18 protein-coding genes, 3 tRNA genes and 1 pseudogene are annotated in these 24223 nt (G+C 70.9%); 15 read left to right on the top strand and 7 right to left on the bottom strand.

Going from position 1 to position 24223, the window contains the following annotated elements:
- The first annotated feature begins 7 nt into the window (after positions 1 to 7).
- Both HNQ79_RS18380 and HNQ79_RS18375 read left to right on the top strand, forming a co-directional pair.
- Entirely contained in the window at positions 8 to 700 is a 693-nt protein-coding gene (locus tag HNQ79_RS18380; RefSeq protein ID WP_185032368.1) for a bifunctional DNA primase/polymerase, read from the top strand.
- A 247-nt stretch (positions 701 to 947) separates the two neighbouring features.
- Complete coding sequence (locus tag HNQ79_RS18375) at positions 948 to 1502, top strand: hypothetical protein (protein WP_229923253.1); 555 nt, start codon at positions 948 to 950, stop codon at positions 1500 to 1502.
- 261 nt (positions 1503 to 1763) lie between these two features.
- Here HNQ79_RS18375 and HNQ79_RS18370 read toward each other — a convergent pair whose 3' ends face one another.
- From HNQ79_RS18370 to HNQ79_RS18360, 3 genes are all read right to left on the bottom strand, one after another.
- Positions 1764 to 2732 (bottom strand): DUF5926 family protein, encoded by a 969-nt coding sequence (locus tag HNQ79_RS18370; RefSeq protein ID WP_185032364.1) that lies wholly within the window; start codon positions 2730 to 2732, stop codon positions 1764 to 1766.
- Between the two features lie 271 nt (positions 2733 to 3003).
- Positions 3004 to 3612 carry an ATP-binding protein gene (locus HNQ79_RS18365; RefSeq protein ID WP_185032362.1) on the bottom strand — a complete coding sequence of 203 codons (609 nt, stop codon included), beginning with the start codon at positions 3610 to 3612 and terminating at the stop codon, positions 3004 to 3006.
- An 84-nt stretch (positions 3613 to 3696) separates the two neighbouring features.
- Entirely contained in the window at positions 3697 to 4542 is an 846-nt protein-coding gene (locus tag HNQ79_RS18360; RefSeq protein WP_185032360.1) for a glycerophosphodiester phosphodiesterase, read from the bottom strand.
- Positions 4543 to 4809: 267 nt separating this feature from the next.
- Here HNQ79_RS18360 and HNQ79_RS18355 point away from each other — a divergent pair, with 267 nt between their 5' ends.
- Positions 4810 to 6564 (top strand): S1C family serine protease, encoded by a 1755-nt coding sequence (locus HNQ79_RS18355; RefSeq protein ID WP_185032358.1) that lies wholly within the window; start codon positions 4810 to 4812, stop codon positions 6562 to 6564.
- Between the two features lie 43 nt (positions 6565 to 6607).
- A tRNA-Ser gene (locus HNQ79_RS18350) sits at positions 6608 to 6694 on the top strand.
- A gap of 189 nt (positions 6695 to 6883) precedes the next feature.
- Here the strand turns inward: HNQ79_RS18350 and HNQ79_RS18345 are convergent.
- On the bottom strand, positions 6884 to 7801 hold the full coding sequence (locus tag HNQ79_RS18345; protein WP_185032356.1) for a bifunctional DNA primase/polymerase: 918 nt from the start codon (positions 7799 to 7801) through the stop codon (positions 6884 to 6886).
- 303 nt (positions 7802 to 8104) lie between these two features.
- Between HNQ79_RS18345 and HNQ79_RS18340 the strand changes: the two genes are divergently transcribed.
- The 5 genes and pseudogenes from HNQ79_RS18340 (at position 8105) to HNQ79_RS18320 (ending at position 12715) form a co-directional block, all read left to right on the top strand.
- Entirely contained in the window at positions 8105 to 8416 is a 312-nt protein-coding gene (locus tag HNQ79_RS18340) for a hypothetical protein (RefSeq protein WP_185032354.1), read from the top strand.
- Between the two features lie 380 nt (positions 8417 to 8796).
- Positions 8797 to 9063 (top strand): annotated as a pseudogene (locus tag HNQ79_RS18335) (thiolase C-terminal domain-containing protein); the annotation flags it as partial.
- A 58-nt stretch (positions 9064 to 9121) separates the two neighbouring features.
- The gene (locus HNQ79_RS18330) at positions 9122 to 10120 is read left to right on the top strand and encodes a DUF1906 domain-containing protein (protein ID WP_229923252.1); all 999 of its coding nucleotides are present in this window, start codon (positions 9122 to 9124) and stop codon (positions 10118 to 10120) included.
- A 209-nt stretch (positions 10121 to 10329) separates the two neighbouring features.
- Positions 10330 to 10911, top strand: a complete 582-nt coding sequence (locus HNQ79_RS18325) for a SigE family RNA polymerase sigma factor (protein ID WP_185032350.1) — start codon at positions 10330 to 10332, stop codon at positions 10909 to 10911.
- A 157-nt stretch (positions 10912 to 11068) separates the two neighbouring features.
- Positions 11069 to 12715: a long-chain fatty acid--CoA ligase gene (locus HNQ79_RS18320; protein WP_185032348.1), complete on the top strand. Its 1647-nt coding sequence runs from the start codon at positions 11069 to 11071 to the stop codon at positions 12713 to 12715.
- A 171-nt stretch (positions 12716 to 12886) separates the two neighbouring features.
- On the opposite strand, the gene HNQ79_RS18315 is transcribed toward HNQ79_RS18320, so the two are convergent.
- Positions 12887 to 17365, bottom strand: coding sequence for a response regulator (locus tag HNQ79_RS18315; protein WP_185032346.1), 4479 nt, complete (start codon positions 17363 to 17365; stop codon positions 12887 to 12889).
- A 459-nt stretch (positions 17366 to 17824) separates the two neighbouring features.
- Between HNQ79_RS18315 and HNQ79_RS18310 the strand changes: the two genes are divergently transcribed.
- Positions 17825 to 17918: transfer RNA gene (locus HNQ79_RS18310), tRNA-Ser, on the top strand.
- Between the two features lie 234 nt (positions 17919 to 18152).
- Positions 18153 to 18225, top strand: a tRNA-Arg gene (locus tag HNQ79_RS18305).
- A gap of 119 nt (positions 18226 to 18344) precedes the next feature.
- On the opposite strand, the gene HNQ79_RS18300 is transcribed toward HNQ79_RS18305, so the two are convergent.
- Both HNQ79_RS18300 and HNQ79_RS18295 read right to left on the bottom strand, forming a co-directional pair.
- Positions 18345 to 19514: a tyrosine-type recombinase/integrase gene (locus tag HNQ79_RS18300; RefSeq protein WP_229923251.1), complete on the bottom strand. Its 1170-nt coding sequence runs from the start codon at positions 19512 to 19514 to the stop codon at positions 18345 to 18347.
- Between the two features lie 32 nt (positions 19515 to 19546).
- Positions 19547 to 20122, bottom strand: coding sequence for a helix-turn-helix transcriptional regulator (locus HNQ79_RS18295; protein WP_185032344.1), 576 nt, complete (start codon positions 20120 to 20122; stop codon positions 19547 to 19549).
- A 203-nt stretch (positions 20123 to 20325) separates the two neighbouring features.
- Between HNQ79_RS18295 and HNQ79_RS18290 the strand changes: the two genes are divergently transcribed.
- From HNQ79_RS18290 to HNQ79_RS18275, 4 genes are all read left to right on the top strand, one after another.
- A complete protein-coding gene (locus HNQ79_RS18290) occupies positions 20326 to 20475 on the top strand; it encodes a hypothetical protein (protein WP_229923250.1) in 150 nt (49 codons plus the stop codon).
- Between the two features lie 127 nt (positions 20476 to 20602).
- On the top strand, positions 20603 to 21550 hold the full coding sequence (locus HNQ79_RS18285; RefSeq protein ID WP_185032343.1) for a DUF6907 domain-containing protein: 948 nt from the start codon (positions 20603 to 20605) through the stop codon (positions 21548 to 21550).
- Positions 21547 to 21825, top strand: a complete 279-nt coding sequence (locus tag HNQ79_RS18280) for a hypothetical protein (protein ID WP_229923249.1) — start codon at positions 21547 to 21549, stop codon at positions 21823 to 21825. Before HNQ79_RS18285 ends, HNQ79_RS18280 begins: the two co-directional genes overlap by 4 nt.
- Positions 21822 to 24134 carry a bifunctional DNA primase/polymerase gene (locus tag HNQ79_RS18275; RefSeq protein WP_185032341.1) on the top strand — a complete coding sequence of 771 codons (2313 nt, stop codon included), beginning with the start codon at positions 21822 to 21824 and terminating at the stop codon, positions 24132 to 24134. The genes HNQ79_RS18280 and HNQ79_RS18275 overlap by 4 nt, the downstream gene beginning before the upstream one ends.
- Positions 24135 to 24223 lie beyond the last annotated feature (89 nt).

The following is a 24223-nucleotide window of genomic DNA, read 5'->3' as shown; positions in this document are numbered from 1 at the left end:
AGCGCTCATGCGCGAGATCCTCGGAAGGCGACGCAGGCGCAAGCTCCGGCGGAGCGAGCGGCCCGCCCCACCCGGTACGGCGCTGACCTGCGCCACCGCATGGCAGTGGCCGGTACTGCCGGGCGTGGGCCTGACAACGGCCGGGCACGACCCGGCCCCCGGCCCCGGCCGGAGCTGCGCCTGCCCCGACCCCGAGTGCGTGGTACCCGGCGCGCACCCCTTCGACCCCGGGCTGCTGGCCGCCACCACCGACGCGCGCATGGTGCGCTGGTGGTGGCAGATCCGCCCGACCGCGCCGGTGCTGCTGGCCACCGGAGGCAGCGCGCCCTGCGCGCTCAGCCTCCCGGCGCTGGCAGGGGCGCGCGCGCTGGTGGCTCTGGACCGGATGGGGGTGCGGCTTGGCCCGGTCGTGGCGACGCCCACCCGGTGGTCGCTGCTGGTGACCCCGTACTCCCTGGAGCGGCTGGGCGAACTGCTCTACGCCAAGGACCGGGTGCCCGCTTCCCTGCGCTTCCACGGAGACGGCGGCTACCTGGTGCTGCCGACCTCGCAGACCGGCGCGGGAGAGGTGCGCTGGGAGCGCGAGCCGGTGACCGGACGGGACGGGCGGCCGTGGCTGCCGGACGTCGAGACGGTGCTGGACGCCCTGGTCGTGGCGAGCAGCGGCGCGCCGGGCGGCGGGAGCAGGCTCGCGTACTGAGACGGGAGCAGGCTCGCGTACTGAGACCGGCGGGGCGAGGGAGAGGAGAGCGCGCAGTCGGAGGCCGTGCCCGGTGCGCGAGCGGCGTCGACGCAGGTGTGCCTCTCACTCGTAAGGGTGTGAGCGGGCGCCAGTTCAGCGGAATCGGGCGCGCGGCCGTCGGGACGCGCGCCATCCGTCGATATGTTCGGCGCACCGGCACGAATTTCCCGTCAGCCGACAGGTGGGACTCTCCTTGAATATCCGCATGCTCGGGCTTTCGTCCGTCGTGGTGTTCACCGTTCTGCTGCCGTTCGCGGGAGCGTCGGCAGGACCCGCCGAGCCGGAGGGGGCGCCCGCCGAACCGGTGGAGGCAGCGCCCGCAGCCGTGCAGAAGGGGACGGGCCCTGCGGCAGGCGCGGCGGCGGAAGATCCGAAGGCACGGCACCCGGAGCGTGCGCACGCGCAGTGCGGTCCGGAAGTGGCCTCCCCGGAGGGGGTGGAGGCGCAGACCTGCGTGCTCACGGAGGGGCGGGCCACGTGGGCGCGTACGTACTACCGCAACGCGACCGGGTCGGAGCTGGACGCGGTCCTGACCCTCATGGGCCCCGGCGGACGCACGGTGCGCGTGCGCTGTCCGGTGGGCGCGGAGGACGAGCCGGGGACCTGCGAGACGCCGCACGGTCCGGCCGGGCCGACGACGGTGGGCGAGGGCAGCGCGCAGGAGTCCTGGACGGCCGTTGCGGAATTCGCGGGTCCGGGGGCAGACGGTCCCTTGCTGCTGCGATCCGGAAGCAACTCGGCTGTTCCTGACGCCGGATGACCGTTCTCCGCCAAGTTCATGATCGGTGCATGACCATTTTGTCAGGACTCGCTCAGGCGCCCGACTGGGCGGAAATGAAAGACCCGGTCGCTGGCGACGGGGGATGCACCAGCGACCGGGCTCCTAGAACGGTAACAAGAGATCTGCTGTTCGCAAATTCGATCTCGTGTATTCAGACAGGGATTTACCCGCCAGTACGGAGAGTGGCGACCGTGGTCACCGCGTCCTCTCCGTCCCGTTGTGCGACCTGCAACGGAGGCCTCAGCTGAGGGTGACCTGCCGGTTGGTGAGGCCGCCCCGGGAACGGCGCTCCTCGGCGTTCAGCGGGGCGTCCGAGGCGAGCGCGTCGGCCAGCCGCCCGGCGAACTCCGCGGCCGGCTTCTCGCACTCCTCCGCCGTCATCGCACTCGGCAGGTCCCAGACCGGGACGGTGATCCCGTGCGCGCGGAACGAGCCGACGAGGCGGGTGCCCTCGCCCAGCGAGGAGGTGCCGGCCGCGTGCAGCCGGGCCAGCGCGTCCAGGAGCTTCTCCTCGGGATGCGGCATGGCCCACCTCAGGTGGTTCTTCTCCGGCGTCTCGCACCAGTAGGCCGAGTCCACGCCGGTCAGCCGTACGGTCGGGATGGCGGCGGCGTTGGCGCGCTCCAGCGAGGCGGTGACCTCGGCGTTGGCGTTGTCGCTGTCCGGCACCCAGAACTCGAAACCGGTGTGCACGGTCGGCACGAAGGGGGCGCCCGGGTCCAGCAGGTCCTGTAGGCGCGGGCCGTCGGCGGGGGCCTTGTCGGCCGCGACCGGGTTGCCGGGCTCGGCGGACAGTGCCCTGGTGAGGGTGTCGGCGAGGTCGCGGCTCAGGTCGCCCGACGGAGTGTCGTTCTGCAGCCCGAGCAGTACGGATCCGTCCTCACGGCGCAGCGCCGGCCAGGCCATCGGCAGGACCGTGGCGAGCGTGACGGAGGGAACGCCTTCCGGCAGCCCGCCCTTGAGGGCGAGGGCGACGGTCGCGGCCGGGACCAGCTCGCGCAGGGCGACCCAGTCGCACTCGCCGGGCAGGCCCTCGAAGGGGCGCTGGACCAGCTCGGTCACGGCGTGCGAGGCGGCACGGCCGTGACAGGCCTTGTAGCGGCGACCGGAACTGCACGGGCAGGGCTCGCGCGCCCCGACCACCGGCACGGGCTCGTTGCTGGCGGCCTGCGGTTTGGCGGCCTTGGTCTGCGGACGCTTCTTGGCCATGCGTGCTTCTCCCCTTGCGGCGGTGCGGTGTCGGCGCGAGCCTAGCCGCAATGGGGGAGCGGGGGTTTGCGGTGCGTACGCGGCTCCGGCCCCGGACCGGCGGTCGGCGGGCGCGGCCGTGGACGCCGCTCACCCGCCTTCGGGCGAGCCGCCCGTACGCCCCCGCAAGTCGTCCGAAGCGGGGGACCGTACGCTCTCCACGCCGTCAGGGGAAAGATCCCGTACGCCCGCTTGCAAGACGTCCGGGAGGCCCTACCCCCTACGAGTTCGGCTACAAGTCGTCCAGGGGGATGGCGAAGTCGAGGGCGGGCGGCGCGACCCGGGTGGCGAAGTCGTGGTGCCGGTGGCCGTCGTCGAGCTCCACCCACACCGTCACCTCGCCGGACGCCCTGTCGTCCCGTACGCCCCAGGCCTGGGCGAGCGCGCTGATGATGTTCAGCCCGCGACCGCCCCTGGCGGTGACCGACGGAGTGGCCGGAACCGGTCGGGTCGGACCGCCCCCGTCCGTCACTTCCACGGTCAGTCGTCCCGTCGGACCGACCCCCCATGCGGCGCGGACGTCGCCCTCGCCGACCTCTGCCGCGTTCCCCAGCGGCCTGCCGTGCCGACAGGCGTTGCTGAGAAGTTCGGAAAGGATCAGTACCGCATCATCAATGATCGATTCGGACACGCCTTTTGCGTACAACTCCGCACGCATCTGACGTCTTGCCGCTCCCACACCGGCAGGACCATGTGCAATGGCCATGCACGACGACGTGGGCACCTCCTGTGCCTCCACCAACGCCACCCCCGAGACCTCCTTCGCCCCCACGCCACCGTTGAATTCCCCAATGGCCTGGACCGGAAACCGGCCAAGCCGTGGCCAGTGATGCACTGACATCGATCGCATACGGAACGGATGCGCCAGCGCACTCCCCGTAGTCGTCGCGGGGTGGTTTGGGCGTGGGGCGACGCGCGAACCGGGTCAGCCGCGGCCGAGTTGGGCGAGGACCTGCTTGGGGCGGTTGGTGATGATCGCCTCCACGCCGAGGCGCACGCACATCTCGACGTCCTCCGGTTCGTTCACCGTCCAGACGTGCACCCGGTGGCCGGCGCGGTGCAGCCGGGCGATGTACCCGGGGTGGTTGCGCACGATCCGCATGCCGGGGCCCGCGATCCCGGCGCCCGCCGGGAGCCGTCCGTCGCGCAGCCGGGGCGTCACGAACTGCATCAGGTACACCGTCGGGATCGCGGGTGCCGCGAGGCTGACGCGGTGCAGGGAACGCGCCGAAAAGCTCATGATCCGTACCGGCGGGGGCACGTCCGGATCCCCCGGCGGCTTGTCCAGGCCGAACCGCTTCAGCATCTCCAGCAGCCTCCCCTCGACCCGGCCCGCCCACCGGGTGGGGTGCTTGGTCTCGATGGCCAGTTGCAGCGGACGGCCCGCGTCCGCGACCAGTTCGAGGAGCCGCTCCAAGGTCAGTACGGAGGTGAAGTCGCCGGGCTCGCTGCTGCGCCCCGGCTCCCGGCCCGGGTCCCAGTCCGGGCTCTCGGCGCTCTCCTCCCGGCCCTTCCAGGAGCCGAAGTCGAGGGCGGCGAGATCGGCCAGTTCGAGGGTGGAGACCGCGCCGCGGCCGTTCGACGTACGGTTCACCCGGCGGTCGTGCACACAGACGAGGTGGCCGTCGGCGGTCAGGCGCACATCGCACTCCAGGGCGTCCGCCCCGTCCTCGATCGCTTTCCGGTACGCGGCCAGGGTGTGCTCGGGGGCCTCCTCGGAGGCTCCGCGATGGGCAACTACCTGGATGGTCTGCTGTCGTGCGTGAGTCACCGCGACATGGTGTCACCGACGCGGGGCAGGTGTACGCGAAGTGCGGACGCGGCGTCCGGCAGAAGAGGATCCGCGGCCGGACGGGCTCTCCCGTGGGGTGCCCGGATGCGTCCGTTTGGCCCGGAATAAAGGGTGACCGGCGGACACACAGGTCCCGCTTACAGTGCTCTGACGTGCTGTGGGAAAAGCTGACGCCACACACTTGAACGACGTGCGCGAAAAGTGCGACGAACCGACCCAGGACGACGTGGAACCGAGGAGAGAGCTGTGAGCACCGAGAACGAGGGCACTGCGGTACCGGCCGCCCCGTCGGCACCGCCACCGCCTCCTGCTCCGGTCGAGGACACCCCTCCCGTTCCGGCCGAGGGGGCGGGAACCGCGCCGGGCGACAGGGTCCGGGACGAGGACGTCCGGGCTGCTCCGGCCGAGGGCGCGCCGACTGCGGCTGCCGGGGCTCCGGAGGCTCGGACTCCGGATGCTCGGGTTCAGGGGGATCCGCCCCCGGTGTCTTCGACCGCTGCGACCCCGGGCAGCCCGGCGGCTCCTCCGTACCCGCCGGCGTCCGGAGCGCTGCCTCCCGCCGCGGAGGCCGCTCCCGCTCAGGGAGGAGTACCTGCGCACGGGGTCTCTCCCGCGCACGGGGGTGCTCCTGTTCACGGAGGCACGCCTGCTCACGGGGGTGCACCTGCTCACGGAGGCGCGCCTGCTCACGGGGGCACCTGGCCGCCCCCGCCGCCCGCGTACCCCTCCTCGTACGACACCAGCGGCGGCCACGGCTCCGGACAGGGCCACTCCGGTCACTCGGGCACTTTCGGTCACCCCGGCGCCGGCAGTGGCGGGAGCGGTGGCAGTGATCCCTGGGCCGCACCGCTGATGGCCGACGCTCCGCCGCCCAAGAGCAAGGGCCGCGGTGGGCTGATCGCAGCCGTCCTGGTCGCCGCGCTGGTGGCCGGCGGCGTCGGTAGCGGGATCGGCTTCTGGGCGGCGAACCGCGAGGCCAACTCCCCCGGCGGTTCCACCACCATCTCCGCGGCGGGGAACCCGCAGGACTTCAAGCGCGAACCCGGCAGTGTCGCGCAGGTTGCGGGCAAGGCGCTTCCGTCGGTCGTCACGATCGACGCGCAGGGCGGCAACGGGGAGGGCGGCACGGGCACCGGCTTCGTCTACGACAAGCAGGGCCACATCCTCACCAACAACCACGTGGTCGCCTCGGCGGCCGACGGCGGCGACCTCTCCGTCACGTTCTCCAACGGCAAGAAGTACGCCGCGGAGGTCGTCGGCCGGGCACAGGGGTACGACGTCGCGGTCATCAAGCTGAAGAACCCCGAGAACCTCGCCCCGCTGCCCCTGGGCGACTCGGACAAGGTCGTCGTCGGCGACGCCACGATCGCCATCGGAGCCCCCTTCGGCCTCTCCAACACGGTCACCACCGGCATCATCAGCGCCAAGGACCGCCCGGTGGCCTCGGGCGACGGCCAGGGCAGCAAGGCCTCGTACATGAGCGCCCTCCAGACCGACGCCTCCATCAACCCCGGCAACTCCGGCGGCCCCCTCCTCGACTCGCGGGGCGCGGTGATCGGCATCAACTCCGCCATCCAGTCCGTGCCCAGCGGAGGCTTCGGCTCCGGAAGTGGCCAGTCCGGCTCCATCGGCCTCGGCTTCGCGATCCCGATCAACCAGGCCAAGTCCGTCGCCCAGCAGCTCATCAAGACGGGCAAGCCGGTCTACCCGATGATCGGCGCGACGGTCGGCATGGAACAGAAGGGCAACGGCGCCAGGATCGCCGACCAGGGCACCGGCAACACCCCCGCGATCTCCCCCAACGGCCCCGCCGCGGCCGCCGGTCTCAAGCCCGGCGACGTCATCACGAAGTTCGACGACCGGGTCATCGACAGCGGCCCGACCCTGATCAGTGAGATCTGGACGCACAAGCCCGGCGACAAGGTCACCCTGACCTACACCCGCGGCGGCAAGGAGTCCACGACAGAAGTCACCCTCCAGGCACGCGAGGGCGACGGCTGACCGGCTAGGCTGTCCTCGCGTCACCGCAGGTCGGTGGCGCGAGGGTGGGTTGCCCGAGCGGCCTAAGGGAACGGTCTTGAAAACCGTCGTGGCAGCGATGTCACCGTGGGTTCAAATCCCACACCCACCGCAGGTGTTGAAGGCCCCTGACCAGGCGTTTCGGTCAGGGGCCTTCGTACTGGACGGACTGGGAACCTCCCCGGCCGTACGGGAGTCGGCGCGCGTCGCTGGGGCGGCCGCTGCCGGTCTTCTCGCCTCCTGCTGCCTTCACGCGCGCGCGTGCCTGCAGTTTCCGCGCCCGCGTGCCCGTCCGCTCGCGTCACGCACGCGTGCCCGTCGTCAGGCGGGCTGCCGAGGCGATGGTGGAGCGGGCTTCGTGGAGGGTGAGGCCGGCGTGGAGGGCGGCATCGGCGAGGGCCGGGGCCAGGGCGGGCCCGAGACCGTTCTCGTACGCGCGGCACGCGGCCCAGAAGAGGCGGGTGTTGCGTTGGCCCTCGTGGGCGGCGCGGACGAACTCGACGAGGCCGTGGCCGTGCGCGTGGCCTGGGCGCCGGTCCTGGCCCGGCGGCGGTAACCGGGGCGGGTTGCGCGGGCCGCGCGGGCGCGGGGACAGGAGGGCGAGGAGGGCCGGTGGACAGGGAGCGACCGGGAGGGCGGCGGTGCCGGGAGCCAGGTGGTAGACGCCCTGTCCCGTGAGGGAGCCGGGGCCGACCAGGTAGCCGCCGGAGCCACGGACATCGATACCGGGGGCGAGACGGCTCGCGGAGTTCGGGACCGAGGGGTCGGGTGGGCCGGCCAGCCAGAGGTGGCGGCCACCGGACGGGGTGAGGACGGTGACCGTGTCCGGAAGCGTGAAGTGGTGCTCGCGGGCCAGGCGTCCGAGAGCCGCGGTCGGGTCGGCGCCGTGCTTGGTGTCGAGGTCGATGCCGATGAGGTGGTGCGGCGGGCGGCCGCAGGCGATGCCGTAGCCGGCGGCCCGTGGCGCGGCGGCGAACAGTGCGCGGACGACGGCCGGGTCGGTCGAGGCGTCGTGCACGCCGTGGCCCGGGAGCCCGCACTCGCCGCGGCAGGGAGGGGCGGACGGGGTGTCGGCGCTGGTGTCGCGCTCCTCGTGGTGCGGCGAGCGCAGAGCCGGAAGTTTGCTGCGGGACAGGGGGATGACGGGCAGACCGCGCTCCGCCGCGGAGAGGGCGTGGGCGAGGGCCAGGGTGGCGGTGAGCCGGTCGGGAGTGGCCATGGCTCCATCGTCGTACGGACGTTCGAATAAGGGAAGCGGTAAAAATTGGCCGGAAATCTGCCGGAACGCTTTTCCTTATGCGGTTATTGGATTGTGTGGACCAATTGTGCATGACAAGAGCGATTTGGCGGCTACTTGGGGGTTTATCGACAAATCATCACGCTTGAGTGTGAATAAGAGCGCGATGGGTGGTTCGCCGGGGATTCGGTGGGCGAGTCTGATGGGGCGACGTCGTCACCAGCCGAGGCGGTCGGCCAACTGCCTTGGAACCAGCCGTATTTACCAGTTCCTGGAGGAATTGACATGGCAAGCATCCGTAACGCCCGCGTTGTCGCCGCTGTTGCTGCTCTCCCGCTCGCCGCCGCCCTGTTCACCGGGGTGGCAGTCGCCGACAACGGTTCCTTCGCGGACGACGGATCGAACGCGGCTGTCGCCACCATCGCCGGCAGCGGCGTGGGCGGCACGAACAACGGCAACTCCACCACCACGCAGCAGGTGGCGAACGGTGCCGGCGCCTCGAACCAGAGCAACAACGCCAGCGTGAACGGCTCCGGCTTCACGGCCATCAACCAGGGCAACTCCAACGTCGCGGTGAACTTCTTCCCCCTCTGGTAGTCGGCGCGGCCTGATGAGGGGCTGTGCTGCGGGGTGAATGACTGCCTGTACGGCGGTGCTTCGGCGCCGCCGTACAGGCAGTTTTTCGTGTCCGGCTGCGCCCGATCCGGCGGATCGGGCTGTTCCGGGCGCGGTGACGGCAACCTCGACATGGCTCGCAGGACTGACAGACAGTCAGAAGGCTGTGCTGCGAGTCTTGAGGGCCCGCCCCGCGTCGGGTACGGGAGCCGAGGGCCGAATGCGGAGGGGGACACCCCGGGGGCGCGCAGTCCAGTGCGGGAAGCGGCGACGAGGGGGGACTCAGAAGCTTCGCAGCCCGTTTGAAGCAGTACGAGGGGCGGGTGGCGGTCACCTCGGGAGTGGCTCGGACCATGACATCCCACTTCACACCGTTCGTGCTGATGCAGTGGGAGGAGTACGGCTTCTGCGGGCCGGGCGGGGCGGCGGACTTCGTGGCGGCGGACGGGCTGCCGCTCAACACGCACGGCGGCCATCTCGTGGAGGCCTACCTGTACGGGATGAACGGGATCGCGGAGGCGGTCCGCCAGGTCCGGGGTGCGTCGGTCAATCAGGTGCCGGGTGTGGGGCGGATGTTGGTGACGGCCGGGACCGGGGTTCCCACATCCGGGTTGATCCTGGGGGCGGATCGCTGTCCGTACGGCGTGAGTCGTGGACTCCGCGACCGAATGGCCGTTAGCTCACCATATGTACCGAATCAGACTCTCTGCGTACGTACGACAATGGTCGCCCGGGCGGGCGCTGGGGTTCGCGGGTGCGTTCACCGCGATGCTCGCCGCGCTCGTACTGCCCCCCGTCGAAGCGTCGGCGGACAGTGTGCCGGTGGAAACCGCGGCGGCGGTTGACGACCGTTGGGTGGCGGGCGCCACGGTGGGGGCGGACGGCGGTTGGCCGACCGGGTCCGCGGTGGCGGCGGACGCCAGGGTCGCACCGCAGTTCCACCGTGCGGCCGGTTCCGGGAAGCCCGTGCATTTCAACGGCTGGGGCTTCGACACCTGCGAGGCCCCTTCGCTCGCCACCATGAGGGCGTGGCGGCGGGCCTCCCCCTACCGAGCCGTCGGTATCTATTTCGGTGGTCGCGGCCGTGGCTGCCCGCGCCAGAAGAACCTGAACAAGCAGTGGATCACCGCGGTCGACCGGATGGGCTGGTTCCTGCTCCCGGTGTACGTCGGTTCCCAGTCGCCGTGCGTGCACGCCCGCGACAAGCGCAGGTACGCCATCGGCCGCGCCCCCTGGAAGCAGGGTGTCCGGGAGGCACGCGACGCCGTGAAACGCGCCAGGTGGCACCGCATGATCCCCGGCAGCACGCTGTACCTCGACATCGAGGCGTACGACCTGCGGAACAAGGCGTGCGCGGACCGGACCCTGACCTTCGTGCGCGGCTGGAACCGCGAGATCCGCCGCCACCGCTACATCCCCGGCTACTACAGCAGCGCGAGCTCGGGTGTGCGGCACATGGAGTGGGCGCGCAAGGCCGGGATCAAAGACCTGCCCACTGCCATGTGGTTCGCCCGCTGGAAGGTGCCGCCCTCGGTGCAGCACGAGCCGTCGCTGAACCGCCGCGCCTGGATGCCGCACCGCCGTATCCACCAGTACGTGGGCAATGTGCGCGAGACGCACGGCGGCCACCGCCTCAACATCGACCGCAACCGGGTCGACGCACTGGTGGCCCGCACCTGGGAGTGAGACGTCGGCCTGCGGGATCGGCTCCGGGCCGTACCCGCCTCCGCACCCGGGGCGACCCTCATCCGGAAGGCGTCCCGACCCTGAGGGTCCCCGGGTGCCTCTCCACCTTCAGGAGGTGGGGCCCGCCCCACCCCTACAACCTGAGGCGGACACGGCTTCGGGACCTGGGACCGATCCCCGGAACGGCCGTCGCTTCTAGCGTGGAACACATGACCACGCCTGTCTGCACCAGCGCATCCAAGGCCGCCACCGGGCATGCCGGGCACGCCGCCTCCTTCACCGGATACCCGTCGTTCTCCAGTTACGTCCGGGCCCGCGGGCCGGTCCTGCTGCGCACCGCGCGCTCGCTGACCGCGAACCCGTGCGACGCCGAGGACCTGCTGCAGACCGCGCTGACCAAGACGTACGTGGCCTGGGAGCGCATCGAGGACCACCGCGCCCTCGACGGCTACGTCCGCCGGGCGCTGGTCAACACCCGCACCTCGCAGTGGCGCAAGCGCAAGGTCGACGAGTTCGCCTGCGAGGAACTGCCCGAGCCGAGCAGCACCGGCTCCACCGCAGCGCCCGTCCAGGATCCCGCCGAACAGCAGGTGCTGCACGACGCGATGTGGCGCGCGGTCATGAAGCTCCCCGACCGCCAGCGGGCGATGGTCGTTCTCAGGTACTACGAGGATCTGAGCGAGGTGCAGACCGCCGAGGTTCTCGGCGTGTCCGTCGGCACCGTCAAGAGCGCGGTCTCCCGTGCGCTGGGCAAACTCCGGGAGGACCCGGAGCTGACCCCGGTCCGCTGACGCCCGCCTGTCCTCCCTGCCCCGGGCCACCCGCGGTTTCTCCTCAGATCACCTCCGGGTAGTGACATACCGCTGGGTATGTGCGCAGAATCGGCCAGACACGCACTGACGACGTTTCAGTGCCACGTGCCATTCGCGCGCCCACCGGGAGGACGCCGTGCTCAGCACCATGCAGGACGTATCGCTGACCGTGACCCGCATCCTGAAGCACGGGATGACCATCCACGGAAAATCACAGGTCACGACCTGGACCGGCGAGGCCGAGCCAGAGCGCCGCAGCTTCGCGGAGATCGGTGAACGCGCCACCCGCCTCGCCAACGCCCTGCGCGACGAACTGGGTGTCGTCGGCGACCAGCGGGTCGCGACCCTGATGTGGAACAACAGCGAGCACGTCGAGGCGTACTTCGCGATTCCCTCCATGGGAGCCGTCCTGCACACCCTCAACCTCCGGCTGCCCGCCGAGCAGTTGATCTGGATCGTCAACCACGCCGCCGACCGTGTCGTCGTGGCCAACGGCTCGCTCCTCCCCCTCCTGGCCCCGCTTCTCCCCCACCTGCCGACCGTCGAGCACGTGGTCGTCGCCGGCCCCGGCGACCGCTCCCTCCTCGACGGATGTACGCCGCGCGTCCACGAGTACGAGGAACTGATCGCGGACCGTCCCACGACGTACGACTGGCCGGAGATCGACGAGCGCTCCGCCGCCGCCCTCTGCTACACCTCGGGCACCACCGGCGACCCCAAGGGCGTCGCGTACTCGCACCGTTCGATCTACCTGCACTCGATGCAGGTCAACATGGCCGAGTCGATGGGGCTGACTGAAAAGGACACCACTCTGGTGGTCGTGCCCCAGTTCCATGTGAACGCGTGGGGACTGCCGCACGCCACCTTCATGACCGGCATCAACATGCTGATGCCCGACCGCTTCCTCCAGCCCGCCCCGCTCGCCGAGATGATCGAGCGCGAACGACCCACGCACGCCGCCGCCGTGCCGACCATCTGGCAGGGCCTGCTCGCCGAGGTCACCGCGAACCCGCGCGACCTCAGTTCGATGTCCCAGGTCACCATCGGAGGGGCGGCCTGTCCGCCGGCCCTCATGGAGGCATACGACAAGCTGGGCGTCCGGCTGTGCCACGCGTGGGGCATGACCGAGACCTCCCCGCTGGGCACGATGGCGCATCCGCCGTACGGCCTCACCCCCGAGCAGGAATGGCCGTACCGCATCACCCAGGGCCGTTTCCCCTTGGGCGTCGAGGCCCGGCTGTCGGGGCCTGCGGGTGACACGCTCCCGTGGGACGGCGAGTCCGCCGGCGAACTGGAGGTGCGCGGCCCGTGGATCGCGGGCGGATACTACGGCGGTGCCGGCGGTGAGGACTTCCGGCCCGACGACAAGTTCAGCGAGGACGGCTGGCTCAAGACCGGCGATGTCGGCGTGATCAGCCCGGACGGCTATCTGACTCTCACCGACCGTGCCAAGGACGTCATCAAGTCCGGCGGCGAATGGATCTCCAGTGTCGACCTGGAGAACGCGCTGATGGCGCACCCCGAGGTCGCTGAGGCAGCGGTGGTCGCCGTGCCGGACGACAGGTGGGGCGAGCGCCCGCTGGCCACCGTCGTTCTCAAGGAGGGCGCCACCGCCTCGTACGCCGATCTGCGCGACTTCCTCGCCCGGTCGGTGGCCAAGTGGCAGCTGCCCGAGCGGTGGGCGCTGATCCCCGCGGTGCCGAAGACGAGCGTCGGCAAGTTCGACAAGAAGGTGATCCGCAAGAGCTACGCGGACGGACAGCTGGACGTCACGCAGCTGTAGTCGTACGGCCGTGAGTCGGGCGGTGGGATGTTTCACGTGAAACATCCCACCGCCGGGTTCTCGTGCAGCCTCTGCTGCCCGTTTCACGTGAAACATCCGCTGCCTGAGGCCTGTTGGCACGGCCGCAGGGACCGTGGACCGCGGGGAAGCGGGCCACCGGGGCAAACGGCCTCAGTTGGTGCCGATCTTCGCCAGCAGGTCGACGATCCGGCCCTGCACCTCGGCGCTCGTGGAACGTTCTGCGAGGAAGAGGACGGTCTCGCCGGAGGACAGCCGGGGCAGCTGGGACTGGTCGAGACCGGCGGACGTGTAGACGACCAGCGGAGTCCGGTTCAACTGCCCGTTGGCGCGCAGCCAGTCGACGATGCCCGCCCTGCGGCGGCGCACCAGCATCAGATCCATGACGACCAGGTTCGGTCGCATCTGGGTCGCGAGATGGACGGCCTCGGTGTCGTCGGACGCGCGGGCAACCTGCATCCCGCGCCGCTCCAGGGTGGCCGTCAGCGCGAGCGCGATCTCCTCGTGCTCCTCGATCAGCAGGACACGCGGCGGGTGCTGCTCGCTGTCGCGCGGGGCGAGCGCCTTGAGCAGCACCGCCGGGTCCGCGCCGTACGCGGCCTCCCGCGTCGCCTGCCCGAGACCGGCCGTGACCAGCACCGGAACCTCCGCCGCGACGGCCGCCTGGCGCAACGACTGCAGCGCGGTGCGGGTGATCGGCCCGGTCAGCGGATCCACGAACAGTGCGGCAGGGAAGGCGGCGATCTGCGCGTCGACCTCCTCGCGGGAGTGCACGATCACCGGCCGGTAGCCGCGGTCGCTGAGCGCCTGCTCGGTGGAGACGTCGGGCGCCGGCCAGACGAGGAGACGGCGCGGGTTGTCGAGCGGCTCCGGAGGCAGCTCGTCGTCGACCGGGTGCGGAACGGGCCGGTTGGCGACCTCCACGGCCCCGTTGGGACCGTCCAGCGGCTCCGGGCCCTCACTGCCCTCGTCGGGAGCGTCTATGGCGTACGCGCGGCCCTCGGTCGGCGTCTGGATGAGCTGCTGGTGCGCCTGCTGGTGCGACTGCGACTGCGACTGGGCCTGATGCTGCGGGAGCGGCGTCGATGACGCGGCCTGCGGGTCGCCCTGACGGTCGCCGGACTGCTGCGTGCCGGGCTGCGCCGTGCCTGCTGGGCCCGACCGGGCGTGAGTGCCCTGCTGCGGGACGACCGGCCCCTGCTGCGGGCTGCCCTGCGGGTGCGGGCGGGCGCTCGTCTCGGGAGCCGCTGCCGCCGGACGCTCGTCCGGCGAGGGCGTGGCGAGCCTGCGGCGACGGCCCGAGCCCAGCGTCTGGTTCTGCTGCTGGGTGAGGTGTTGCGCGAACGGCGCGCCCTGACCCAGCGTCCGCACGCTGAAGGCGCGTCCCTGGGTCGAGTGCGTCGCCTCCGCGGGCAGCGGCTGCGGCTGCGCCTCGCCGTGCGGCTGTGCCTGCGGGAGGGGCAGCGGCTGCGGTGCCGGATTGGCCACTTGCCCGGACGGCGTGGGCCAGCCGTGTTGCGCGGCGGACGCCATCGGCGGCTGCGGGTCGCGGTGGGCTTCCCGCGGTACGTCGCCGGGCGGGGCGACCGGCGGGCGGTCGGCCTCGGCGGGCGGCAGCGCGAACGGACCACGTGGGCTTTCGGCTTCGGCGGCGGGCGCGGTGGCCAATGCGCGACGGGCCCGCCGCCCGCCGGCGGTTCCCTGGGACTGCCCCTGTGCCGGTGCCTGAGCAGGAACCGGACCGTATGCCTGCCCGTGCTGCTGGGCCGCTCCGGCGGATGCCAGGACCTGGCCGCCACCGGAGGTGTCCTGAGCGGGGATGCCCGAGGCGCCCTGGCCGGAGGTGTCCTGGCCGGGCTGCTCGACGCCGCCCGCCGGGGTGCCGCCTACCCCGCCGGGCATGGCGGAGGCGTCCGAGCCCGGGGGACGCCGGTCGTGAGGTGCCGGGGCGGGGACCGACCCGGTACGGGTGTCCGCGCCGTTACGGGCATGCCCGGTCCCGTGGGCGCTGCCGCAACCGTCCAGGACGCCTGCCCCGGAGGTGCCCGCATCCGTTGAGCCGGTACCGGCCACGGTCTCCGGAGCGGAGGACGGAGCCTCGTGCGAGGACTGTGCGGGCGGCAGTGCGGGCATCGGGCCGCCCGTACGGCGGGCCCGTCGGCCGGACGTCGGCTGCGTCTCGCCGGTGCGGGGCGGGCCCTGCGGGGGGACAACCCCGTGCGAAAGCGCCTGCTGGGACCCTTGCGGAGCCTCTTGGGGAACGCCCTGCGGAGGCACGGGGGCCCCCAGTGCCGCACGTTCGACCGCACCCTCACCGGCCGTCACCACGGAACCCTCGGAGGGGTTGCGGCGCGCCTCTGCGGAAGGGTCAAGAGGCTCGCCGACAGGCACACCAGGTGCGCCGGGCGACCGGGCGGGACCCGCCAGCGCCAGTTCCTGCCCGCCGGGGACACCGCCCGCCCCGGGGGCGCGGCCCGCACCGGGAGTCCCCGGCGAAGCCGCGGCTCCGTCCCCACTGGCTGCACCCTCGCTTCCGGCAGCACCATGAGTGGCATCGCCGGCCGTCCCCGGGCCCTCCGTCGGGCTCGGCCGCCCGCGCCTGCGGCCCGTACCGCCGCCGCCCGCACCGCCCGAGCCTTCGCCCGTGCCCTGAGCCGGGATCAGTTCCTGCTGTTCGTCGCCGGGACCGCGCCGTGCCCGCCGCCGCCCGCTGGGGGCGGCCTGCGCCGCCTGTGCAGTCGGTGCGGCCTGCGGAGACTGTGCGATGTCGGCGGCCCCGCTTCCGTCCCCGGCGCCGGGGACGGAGCCGACCGCCGGGCTGCCCCCCGCCAGGCCCACGTCCAGGAAGGCGTCGGTGGAGGCGCGCCGCCCGCGCCGTCCGCCGCCCTGCTCTGCGGACCCCGCCGACGGCTCCCCGCCTTCCGCCGAGGGCACACCGGCACCCGAAGTGGCAGGACCACTCGCACCGGCCCCCGCAGGCCCGCCGGTCCCGGGATCCCGGCCCGAGGCCGGACGGGCAGCGGCGGCAGCCGCCACGGCGTCCGCCGCCGGGGCCTCCACGACTCCCGAACCCGCGCCCAGCGGTACCTCCAGCACGTACGCGCTGCCGCTCATCCCGGGCACTTCGATCGTCTGGAGCATGCCGCCGTGGGCATCGACGATCCCTCGCACGATCGGTGCGTGCACAGGGTCGCCGCCCTCGTACGGTCCGCGCACCTCGAAGCGCACGACTTCGCCGCGCAGCGCCGCCGCGACCACGATCGTCGAGTCGACGTTCCCCCCGGCCGCCGCGGCAGCGGGTGCCTTGCCCGTGGAGTCCACTCCCGCCACATCCGCGACCAGGTGTGCGAGGGCCGTTGCCAGCCGCCCGCCGTCCACCTCGGCCTCGATGGTGGGGGCGTGCACGGCAAACTGGGCGCGCCCGGGGCCGATCAGCTCGACCGCGCCCTCCACGGCCGCCCCGATGATCCCGTCCACCAGCACGTTCGTCTTGACCAGCGGCTCCGCGCCCGATGCCAGCCGCTGGAAGCCCAGCACGTTGTCGACCAGGGTCGTCATGCGCGCGTACCCGGCGGCCAGGTGGTGCAGGATCTGGTTGGCCTCGGGCCACAGCTGACCTGCCGGGTCGGACGCCAGCGTGCCGAGCTCGCCGCGCAGCTCCTCCAGCGGCCCGCGCAGCGAGCCGCCCAGTACGGCGCTCAACTGGGCGTGCCGACCGGCCAGTTCCTCGTACCGCTCCTGACCGAACGCGACCTCCGCGTCGTACCGTTCCCGCGTGGCGGCCAGTTCCTCGGCGTGCTGGGCCACCAGCTCGTCGTAAGCCCGGCGGTCGGTGAACGTCATGACGGCGCCCACCAGCTGCTCACCGTCGCGCACCGGCGCCGTCGTCAGGTCGACCGGCACCGCCTTGCCGTTCTTCGCCCACAGCACCTGCCCGCGTACCCGGTGCTTGCGCCCGGACTTCAGGGTGTCGGCGAGCGGGGACTCCTCGTACGGGAACGGCGTGCCGTCGGCCCGCGAGTGCACGGCGAGCGTGTGCAGCTCCTTGCCGCCGAGATCGCTGGCCCGGAAGCCGAGGATCTGTGCGGCGGCCGGGTTCGCGAGGACGATCCGTCCGTCGGTGTCGGTGCCCACCACGCCCTCGGACGCGGCGCGCAGGATCATCTCGGTCTGCCGCTGGGAGCGTGCGAGTTCGGCCTCGGTGTCGACGGTGCCCGAAAGGTCCCGTACGACGAGCATCAGCAGCTCGTCCCCGGTCAGCGAGCTGGAGCCGGTCGGCCGGTCCGCGGAGAAGGCGTCCCGCCCGTCCTCCAGGTTCGCGCTGGTCACCTCGACGGGGAACTCGGTTCCGTCGGTGCGGCGCGCGGTCATCCGGGTCGGCTTCGTACGGCCCTGGGCGTCCGCGTGGGCGGGCCGTCGCATCGAGCCCGGGATGAGCCTGGAGTCGAACTCCGGCAACAGGTCGAGCAGCCCGCGGCCGACCAGTGCGGTGCCGGGGGTCTCGAAGGTCTCCAGGGCGATGGTGTTGGCGTTGACGACGGTCCCGTTGCAATTGACGAGCAGCAGCCCGTCGGGGAGAGCGTCGAGTATCGCTGCGAGGCGAGCAGCGCCTCGGGACGGCCTGCTGCTCACAACGACGGTTCCTTCCTGATTACTGCACCTTGCCCAGGCGATCCCGCCCGGTCGGTGACCCTCCGGCGGCCCCAATTTTTCCCCTGGGTCCGCGCGTTGTCACTGGAAGGAGTCTAAAGGCTGGGGATACCGGCGTGACGGCGGATGAACGGGAGCACCGGGCCGGACCGGAGCGCCGCCGGAAGTGGATCTCCCGCCGGATCGCGCGGACGGCTCCGGACACTCCCCGGTCACCCCGGGGAGACACCGTGGGACGCATACGCCGGACAAGTGCCCGAGGCGCACCCGGACACTCCCGCGGCCAGTGGATTCCCGTCCCGCGCGTCGCCGGAAGTGCTTTGCCCTGCGGCACCGTCGCCTAGTACCGTGGGGTGCGATTGGTGACACCGCGCAATGCTGTGCCATCATCTGCAACGCACCTACTCGCGATCGCGCAGGCGAACGCGGCTGGGTCGTGCTGGAGGCGTCGCCTAGTCCGGTCTATGGCGCCGCACTGCTAATGCGGTTTGGGTCTTAAAGCCCATCGAGGGTTCAAATCCCTCCGCCTCCGCCAGCACTCGAAGCCCCGGTCCTCCAGGACCGGGGCTTCGGCCGTTCCTGGAGTCCTCGGCCCGCGGCGGCGGCCGCCGCATCCCTGGCCAGGGATGCGGCGCGCCCGTCACTCGTCTGGGTGTTTGCGCAGGTCAAGCCGGGTGTGCGCAATGGATTTCGCATGACGGCGGAGGTCATGTAATGTTCTTCTTGCAACGCCGACGGGGCGGAAAACGGCCCGGAAGCACAGCGACAAGCACTCGTAGCTTAACGGATAGAGCATCTGACTACGGATCAGAAGGTTGCAGGTTCGAATCCTGCCGAGTGCACAGAGAAAGACTGGTTAAAGGCCAGGTCGGAGGCCCTGAGACGCTAAGGCGGATCGGGGCCTTTGTCGTGCTCGCAGAGCGGGCGTCTCACAACATCTCACATTCGTTGTTTGATCTTGCTATCCGAGCAGCTCACCGAGCTTGTCCGAACCAGCCTTCAAGGACTGCGGATCGGGGTGGACGTAGATCCTCTTCGTGAAGCCGAGGTCCGCGTGACCGGCCCACGCCGACACCACCGTGTCGGGCACGCCGTTGTTCGCCATCCACGACAGGCACGCGTGTCGCGCGTCGTACAGCCGCACCTTCCGGACCCCGGCCGCTTCCATCAACTTGTACGCCCGGCGCCGCAGCCAATCAGTCTTGACCGCACCACCCAGCTCGTCGACGACGACGCGGCCGGAAGCGTCGTACCCGTCTCCGGCCGCCAACCTCTCCTTGGCCTGCGTCCGGTGGAACGTCTTCAGCGCGACAAGGACGACCGCGGGGAGCGGCAGCTTCCGCTCGCCTGAGTCGCTCTTTGCCTCCTTCTCGACCACGATGCCCTCCACGAGGGTGCGGGTGGTCTCGACGGAGACGGTGCCTGCGTCCAGGTCGACGTCCCGCCAGCGCAGTCCGCAGACTTCCGCCGGCCGCAGGCCGATAAGGGACAGGAGCATCACGCCGTTGAGGCGGTCCCCGGCGACGTGCCCGAGGAACACCTTCACCTCGTCCTCGTTCCACGGGACGCGCGCCTTCGCCTTCGCCTTCGCTGCGACGCGTGCGGCCCGAGGGATGGTGACGTGCTCCGCCACGTTCCGCGCGACCAGGCCCCGCCGGATCGCGAGGTTGAGTGCGGCCCGCAGGCGCCCGAGGGTGAGGCTCACAGTTCGTACGCCGACCCCGGTGCCGGGTGTTCCTCCGATGCGGCGCGCGCTGGTCAGCATCCAGTCGATGAGCGACTCCACGTCGTCCTCGGTGAGTTGCTGCAACCGCTTCTCTCCGAGGTGCGTGCGGACGTACCGCATCGCGTCCTCGTAGCTGCGCTTGGTGGCCCGCTCGACGTCGCGCGTCGCAGCCTTCAGCCACATGTCCACGAGGTCGCCGACCGTTGCGTTCGAGCGCGCCACGTAGGTCCCCGTGGACTTCTGGTGCTGGATGCGGCCGTACTCCGCGACGGCGTCCTTCTTGGTGTCCTTCGTGACGGTGAGCTGCTTGCGCTTGCCCGTCGCCGGGTCCGTACCGACATCGACGACGAATCGGTAGCGGACCTTCCCGCCCTTGAGTGTGATCTTCTTGATCGGATCTGCCACGAGCCCCTCCCTTCTTCTCTTGACCTGCGCGATCAGGAGTCATTGACCGCCTGGTCGCCATGTTGGACGTCGTGCAACTTGCGGGTGCTCTCGTTGAGCTGCCGCAAAGTCTCTTGGGCTCTGATCTCCTCGGTCTCGGAGAGGATGGCCACTGCCTTGGAGACGTTGAACAGCGTTGACAGCAGACCGTCGATTTGGTCGCCGGCCTTGAGTTGTTCCGTCTTCATGCGCAGAAGTGTTTGTGTGAGCTCCTGCACTCCCGCATGCGTCATGAAGGTCAGGGCGCCTTGGGCGTCGGTGTCGTGAAGGATGCGGTCCCGGTATTCGTCAGCGCTGACGCTGATGCCGTCCGCGAGCTCGACTGCGTTCGACCCGCGCCAGTCCTTCAGCAGGAAGAGGGTCGGCACGGACACGTCGAGCGTGCGTGAGAGCGCGAGCAGGTCAGCCGCCGTGAAGGCCCTCCGCCCCTTCTCAGCAGCGGATACGGCCTGTCGGCTCCAGGGCTTGCCCAGGTGCTCGGCGAGCGCCTCCCCGAGCTGGCTCTGAGACAGTTCCTTGCCGTCCCGCAGCCGCGCCACGTTGGCGCCGATCACTTCTTCGATCCTCACGGCATCCCTTCCCGTTGTTAGCTCCAGCATGACAGGGGTCGGAATCATTGACAAGCGGGCGACGGCGTTGGAAGCTATGGAAAGACAGTCACCCCCAAGCTTCCAATGGAGCTGAAGTGTCCATCCCTGCAACCTCGTTGGCTTCCGCGCAGCGGGCTATGCCGACGCTCACGGAAGTTCGTAGCTGGCCGGCCACCGTTGACGTGAGCCGCGGAGCACTTGCGCTCGGGATCTCCCGGAGTCAGTTGTACGCGCTGATCCAGCGCGGAGAGGCGCCCGTGCGGATCTTGGCGTTCGGTGCCAGGAAGCGCGTCGTGACGGCGTCGCTCGTCCGTCTCCTCGAAGCCGCATGAAGGCGGCCCCCAGCAGGCGCGCCAACGCCTAGCTGAGGGCCATGAAGCACTTGCCATCCATCCCTGAATAGCCGAACGGCGGCGCGGGCCGTGAACCCGTATGCGCCGCCGCCGAAGGAGCTTCACCATGAACTCTGCCACGGCCACCACGCAGATCACCACCGCGCTTGCCGTACCTGAACCCCCGCTCGGCGAGCTGCTCGCCGACGCCGACCACGCCTACACGCCGTACGGCCGCACCCTCCGCGCCACCACCTCGATTGCCCGCGCGATCGAGGCTGCGAAGCACGAGGCCGTTCGTCGGTCCGTCGACGCGAACTTCCCGACTGTCGCCGCGTTCCTCGCCGACGACGAGACGCCCCGCGAGCACACCGAGCACCGCGCCCGGAAGGTCGCGCACATCGAGGAGGCGGACCTGGACGAGGGCGTGCCGATGATGTTCCGCGAGTTCGACGACAAGGTCCGCATGGCCTACGACCCCAGGCAGATCGGTCTCGACGAGGCCCGCCTCTTGCTTCACCTTCGCGTCGAGTGCAAGGAGGCCTCACTCCCCGGCGATGTCCACCAGGGCCAGGCACGCCAGACCGTGAGCGCCTCGGAGGCGGTCCTCCCGGCGCTGCCCGAGTTCGAGCAGAGGGGCACGGATCTGCTCCGCGCCGTCCCCTACGTAGACGAGGTGACCGGGGAGGCCCTGATCTCCCTCTCCTCGTGCGGCACCGGGCAGCTCTACTCATCGGACGCCGCCCGCGCGTACGCCGCTCGGGCCAACGCGTTCGCGCACGACGTGCGGAACATGGCTGACGCCGCGGACGGTGACCCGCTGGACCCCGGCGCCGAGTCGTACACGGTGACCTGCGTTGGGGCCAAGAGTGCGCTGATCTCCGCCGAGATCTGTACCAGCGACGACCCCGCGCACCCTGGCGCGGTTCTCGCGGTCTACCCCGAGCCGAGCAGCGGTGACGACCTGGACGTGGCCGGTGCGGACCGGCTGATCGCGGACCTTGAACAGTTCATTCCCCGCCTGCGCGCACTCCGGAACCACCTCGCCACCCTCGACGCCGAGGCCGCTCGGTGACGACCGTGCACCGCCCCGGAGCCTCCGACGTCATGGTGTCGGGGGCCTCCGGGCGTCTCCCCGGTCAGTGGCCGGCCATCCCCACCCCCGAGGAACTCCGGGCGCAGCTCCTCCGCGAACGCGCCCGCCGTGAACTCACCCTCGGATCAATCAGAGCCAGCTTCGAAGAGCAGCCGAGCGCGAACGCCGTCCGCGCCGCTGCCCGCCGCTGGATCGCCGACGTTCTTGCCACCGCCGAGGACGTCGCGAAACGCAAGATGGAGCGCAGCACGTGACCGAGCACAGCACCGCCGCCGCCGTGACGCCGCTCAACGGCGCACTGTGGCTCGTACGGCACGGCTTCTCAGTCTTCCCCGCGGACCACCCGGGCACTGAGAAGTGCACCGGCATCGGCCGCGGACACGACGCGGCGACCTGCGCCGACCGTGGCAAGCATCCGGCCGTTCCGTTCACCACCGGACACACCCGCGACGACAAGCAGGTGCAACGCATCTTCGGGGCGGGCCTCCGGAACGTCGGGGTGAGCATCGGCCCGTGCACCGGCCCCGACGGCGCGCAGCTCCTCGTAATGGACAGCGACCGCCCCGGAGCCCTGGAAGACGTCGCCAACGCCCTCGGGCACGAACACACGCCCACCATGCGCGTCCACACCGGCAAGGGCCACCACGACTACTACTGGGCCCCGGCATGCGCCAAGCTCGGCAACGGGCTCGGTGCACTCAAGGGCAAGTTCGACGGCGACGTACGAGCCGGGAACGCCTACGTCATCGGCCCCGGCTCGGTCCACGCGACCGGGGTCGTCTACAGCCTGGAAGACGCGGAATGCCCGCCGGCCCCCGCCCCGGAATGGCTGCTGACCGCGTTGCAGGAGCGGCCCGGACCGTTGCGCGCACCGGCGACGAACATCGTCATCCCGGCGGACCGCCACGACGCGTACACCCGAAAGGCAGTCCAAGCCGAATGCGACGCGATCACCGGAGCCCCGGACGGTGACCAGAACAACGTCATCAACACCGCCGCATTCAGTCTGGGGACGTTGGTGGGCGCAGGAGCGCTCACCGAGGCCGAGGCCCGCCATGACCTTATGTCGGCAGCGCGCGCGGGCAACCACCCGGAAGGACGCGCGCTCGCCACCATCGACTCAGGGCTCCGCGCGGGCATGGCCGAGCCCCGGCACCCATGGCCCCCCGTGGCCCGCACAGACGTTCGCAACGACTTCTCAGCGCTGCTGGGACCCGAGCGGGGAGCCGCGCCGCGCGAAGAGACGCCGCAGGCTTCCACCGAGTCGCAGACGCCGTTGGGCCTGCTTCCCCCGGACTTCTACGAGGCCCGCCCTGTCTTCCGCCACATCCGCCAGGCAGCACACTCTCGCGCGTGTTCGGCGGACGTGCTCCTCTACACCACGCTCGCCCGGCTCTCCGGGATGATCTCCCACAACATCAAGGCCGTTACCGGCATCGGCAGCCCCGCCTCCCTGAACCTGTTCGCCGCGCTTGTGGGCGGGGCCGGCACCGGGAAGTCCTCCGGGTCGTCCCTGTCGCGAGTCCTCATGCCCGCCCATGACCCGGAGTTCCGGGACGGCCTCCCGATCGGCACCGGCGAGGGTATCGCCGAGGCATTCATGGGCACCGTGGAGGAACCCACCGGCGAGATCTACCAGCGTGGCCCGAGCAAGGGCGACCCGGTCATGAAGCGCGTGCGAAAGCAGGTCCGCCACAACCTGTACGTCTACGTCGACGAGGGCGAAACGCTCGTCACGCTGGCCATGCGGACCGGCTCCGTACTGCCCGAGACGATCCGTCGTGCCGCAGTCGGGGAAGCCCTCGGCCAGACCAACGCGTCGGAGGAACGGACTCGGTTCGTTGCCACCGGGTCGTACAGCATGGGCCTGCTGGTGGGCTTCCAGCCGAGCACCGCCCTGCCGCTGCTGGCCGACGCCCGTACGGGCACACCGCAGCGGTTCCTATGGGCATGGGCCGCTGACCCGTCCATCCCGGACGAGCCCGTGGAATGGCCCGGAGAGATCACGAAGCACCCCGGACAGATGCAGCCGGCCGACCCCGTGGAAGTGACGTTTCCCGAGCGCATCCGCCGGATGCTCTGGCAAGAGAAAGTGGCCCGGGGCCGCGGGGAAGTCGAAGTAGCCGAACTCGACGGACACGCAGGCCTGATGAAGGTCAAGGTAGCCGCCCTCTTCGCGCTCCTCGACGGGAACCGGTTCGCCGTGACCGAAGAGGACTGGTCACTCGCCGAGACCGTGTGGGCCACGTCCTGCGCCGTGCGGGACGGCTTGGTGGCCCGAGCCCGCAGGGAAGCGGAGGCAGAGCGCCAAGCAGCCGAGGACGCGAAGGTGCACACCGAGGTCCGTTCGCACCTGGCGAAGATCGACGTGGACCGTTCCCGCCTCCGCCGCGCCAGCCTCGTCAAGAAGCACGCGTCCCGCCTCGGAGGGATCACGTACGGGGAGCTGAACCGCGCCTTCCCGAGCCGCGACCGCCAATACCTGACGCAGGCGATCGACGACGCCGAGGCCAATGGATGGATCTTCACCGAGGACAACAAGATCTGTCCCGTCACGGACTGACGACGTGGACACGTCGGTGGGTGTGGACACGTGGACACCGTCCACACCCGCCCGTCGTGATCACTCGCACCGCCTCCGAATAACTACAT

It is taken from the genome of Streptomyces candidus, from assembly GCF_014207445.1.
Lineage (GTDB): Bacteria > Actinomycetota > Actinomycetes > Streptomycetales > Streptomycetaceae > Streptomyces > Streptomyces candidus.
This window is presented reverse-complemented; position numbering and strand designations above follow the sequence as displayed.

What these genes read in the sequence shown, in the direction of transcription:
- HNQ79_RS18340 (WP_185032354.1), top strand. Translation starts at nt 8,105, where the DNA reads ATGGCAAGCATCCGTAACGCCCGCGTTGTCGCCGCTGTTGCTGCTCTC.
- HNQ79_RS18375 (WP_229923253.1), top strand. Translation starts at nt 948, where the DNA reads ATGCTCGGGCTTTCGTCCGTCGTGGTGTTCACCGTTCTGCTGCCGTTC.
- HNQ79_RS18285 (WP_185032343.1), top strand. Translation starts at nt 20,603, where the DNA reads ATGAACTCTGCCACGGCCACCACGCAGATCACCACCGCGCTTGCCGTA.
- HNQ79_RS18345 (WP_185032356.1), bottom strand. Translation starts at nt 7,801, where the DNA reads ATGGCCACTCCCGACCGGCTCACCGCCACCCTGGCCCTCGCCCACGCC.
- HNQ79_RS18330 (WP_229923252.1), top strand. Translation starts at nt 9,122, where the DNA reads ATGTACCGAATCAGACTCTCTGCGTACGTACGACAATGGTCGCCCGGG.
- HNQ79_RS18370 (WP_185032364.1), bottom strand. Translation starts at nt 2,732, where the DNA reads ATGGCCAAGAAGCGTCCGCAGACCAAGGCCGCCAAACCGCAGGCCGCC.
- HNQ79_RS18325 (WP_185032350.1), top strand. Translation starts at nt 10,330, where the DNA reads ATGACCACGCCTGTCTGCACCAGCGCATCCAAGGCCGCCACCGGGCAT.
- HNQ79_RS18365 (WP_185032362.1), bottom strand. Translation starts at nt 3,612, where the DNA reads ATGTCAGTGCATCACTGGCCACGGCTTGGCCGGTTTCCGGTCCAGGCC.
- HNQ79_RS18380 (WP_185032368.1), top strand. Translation starts at nt 8, where the DNA reads ATGCGCGAGATCCTCGGAAGGCGACGCAGGCGCAAGCTCCGGCGGAGC.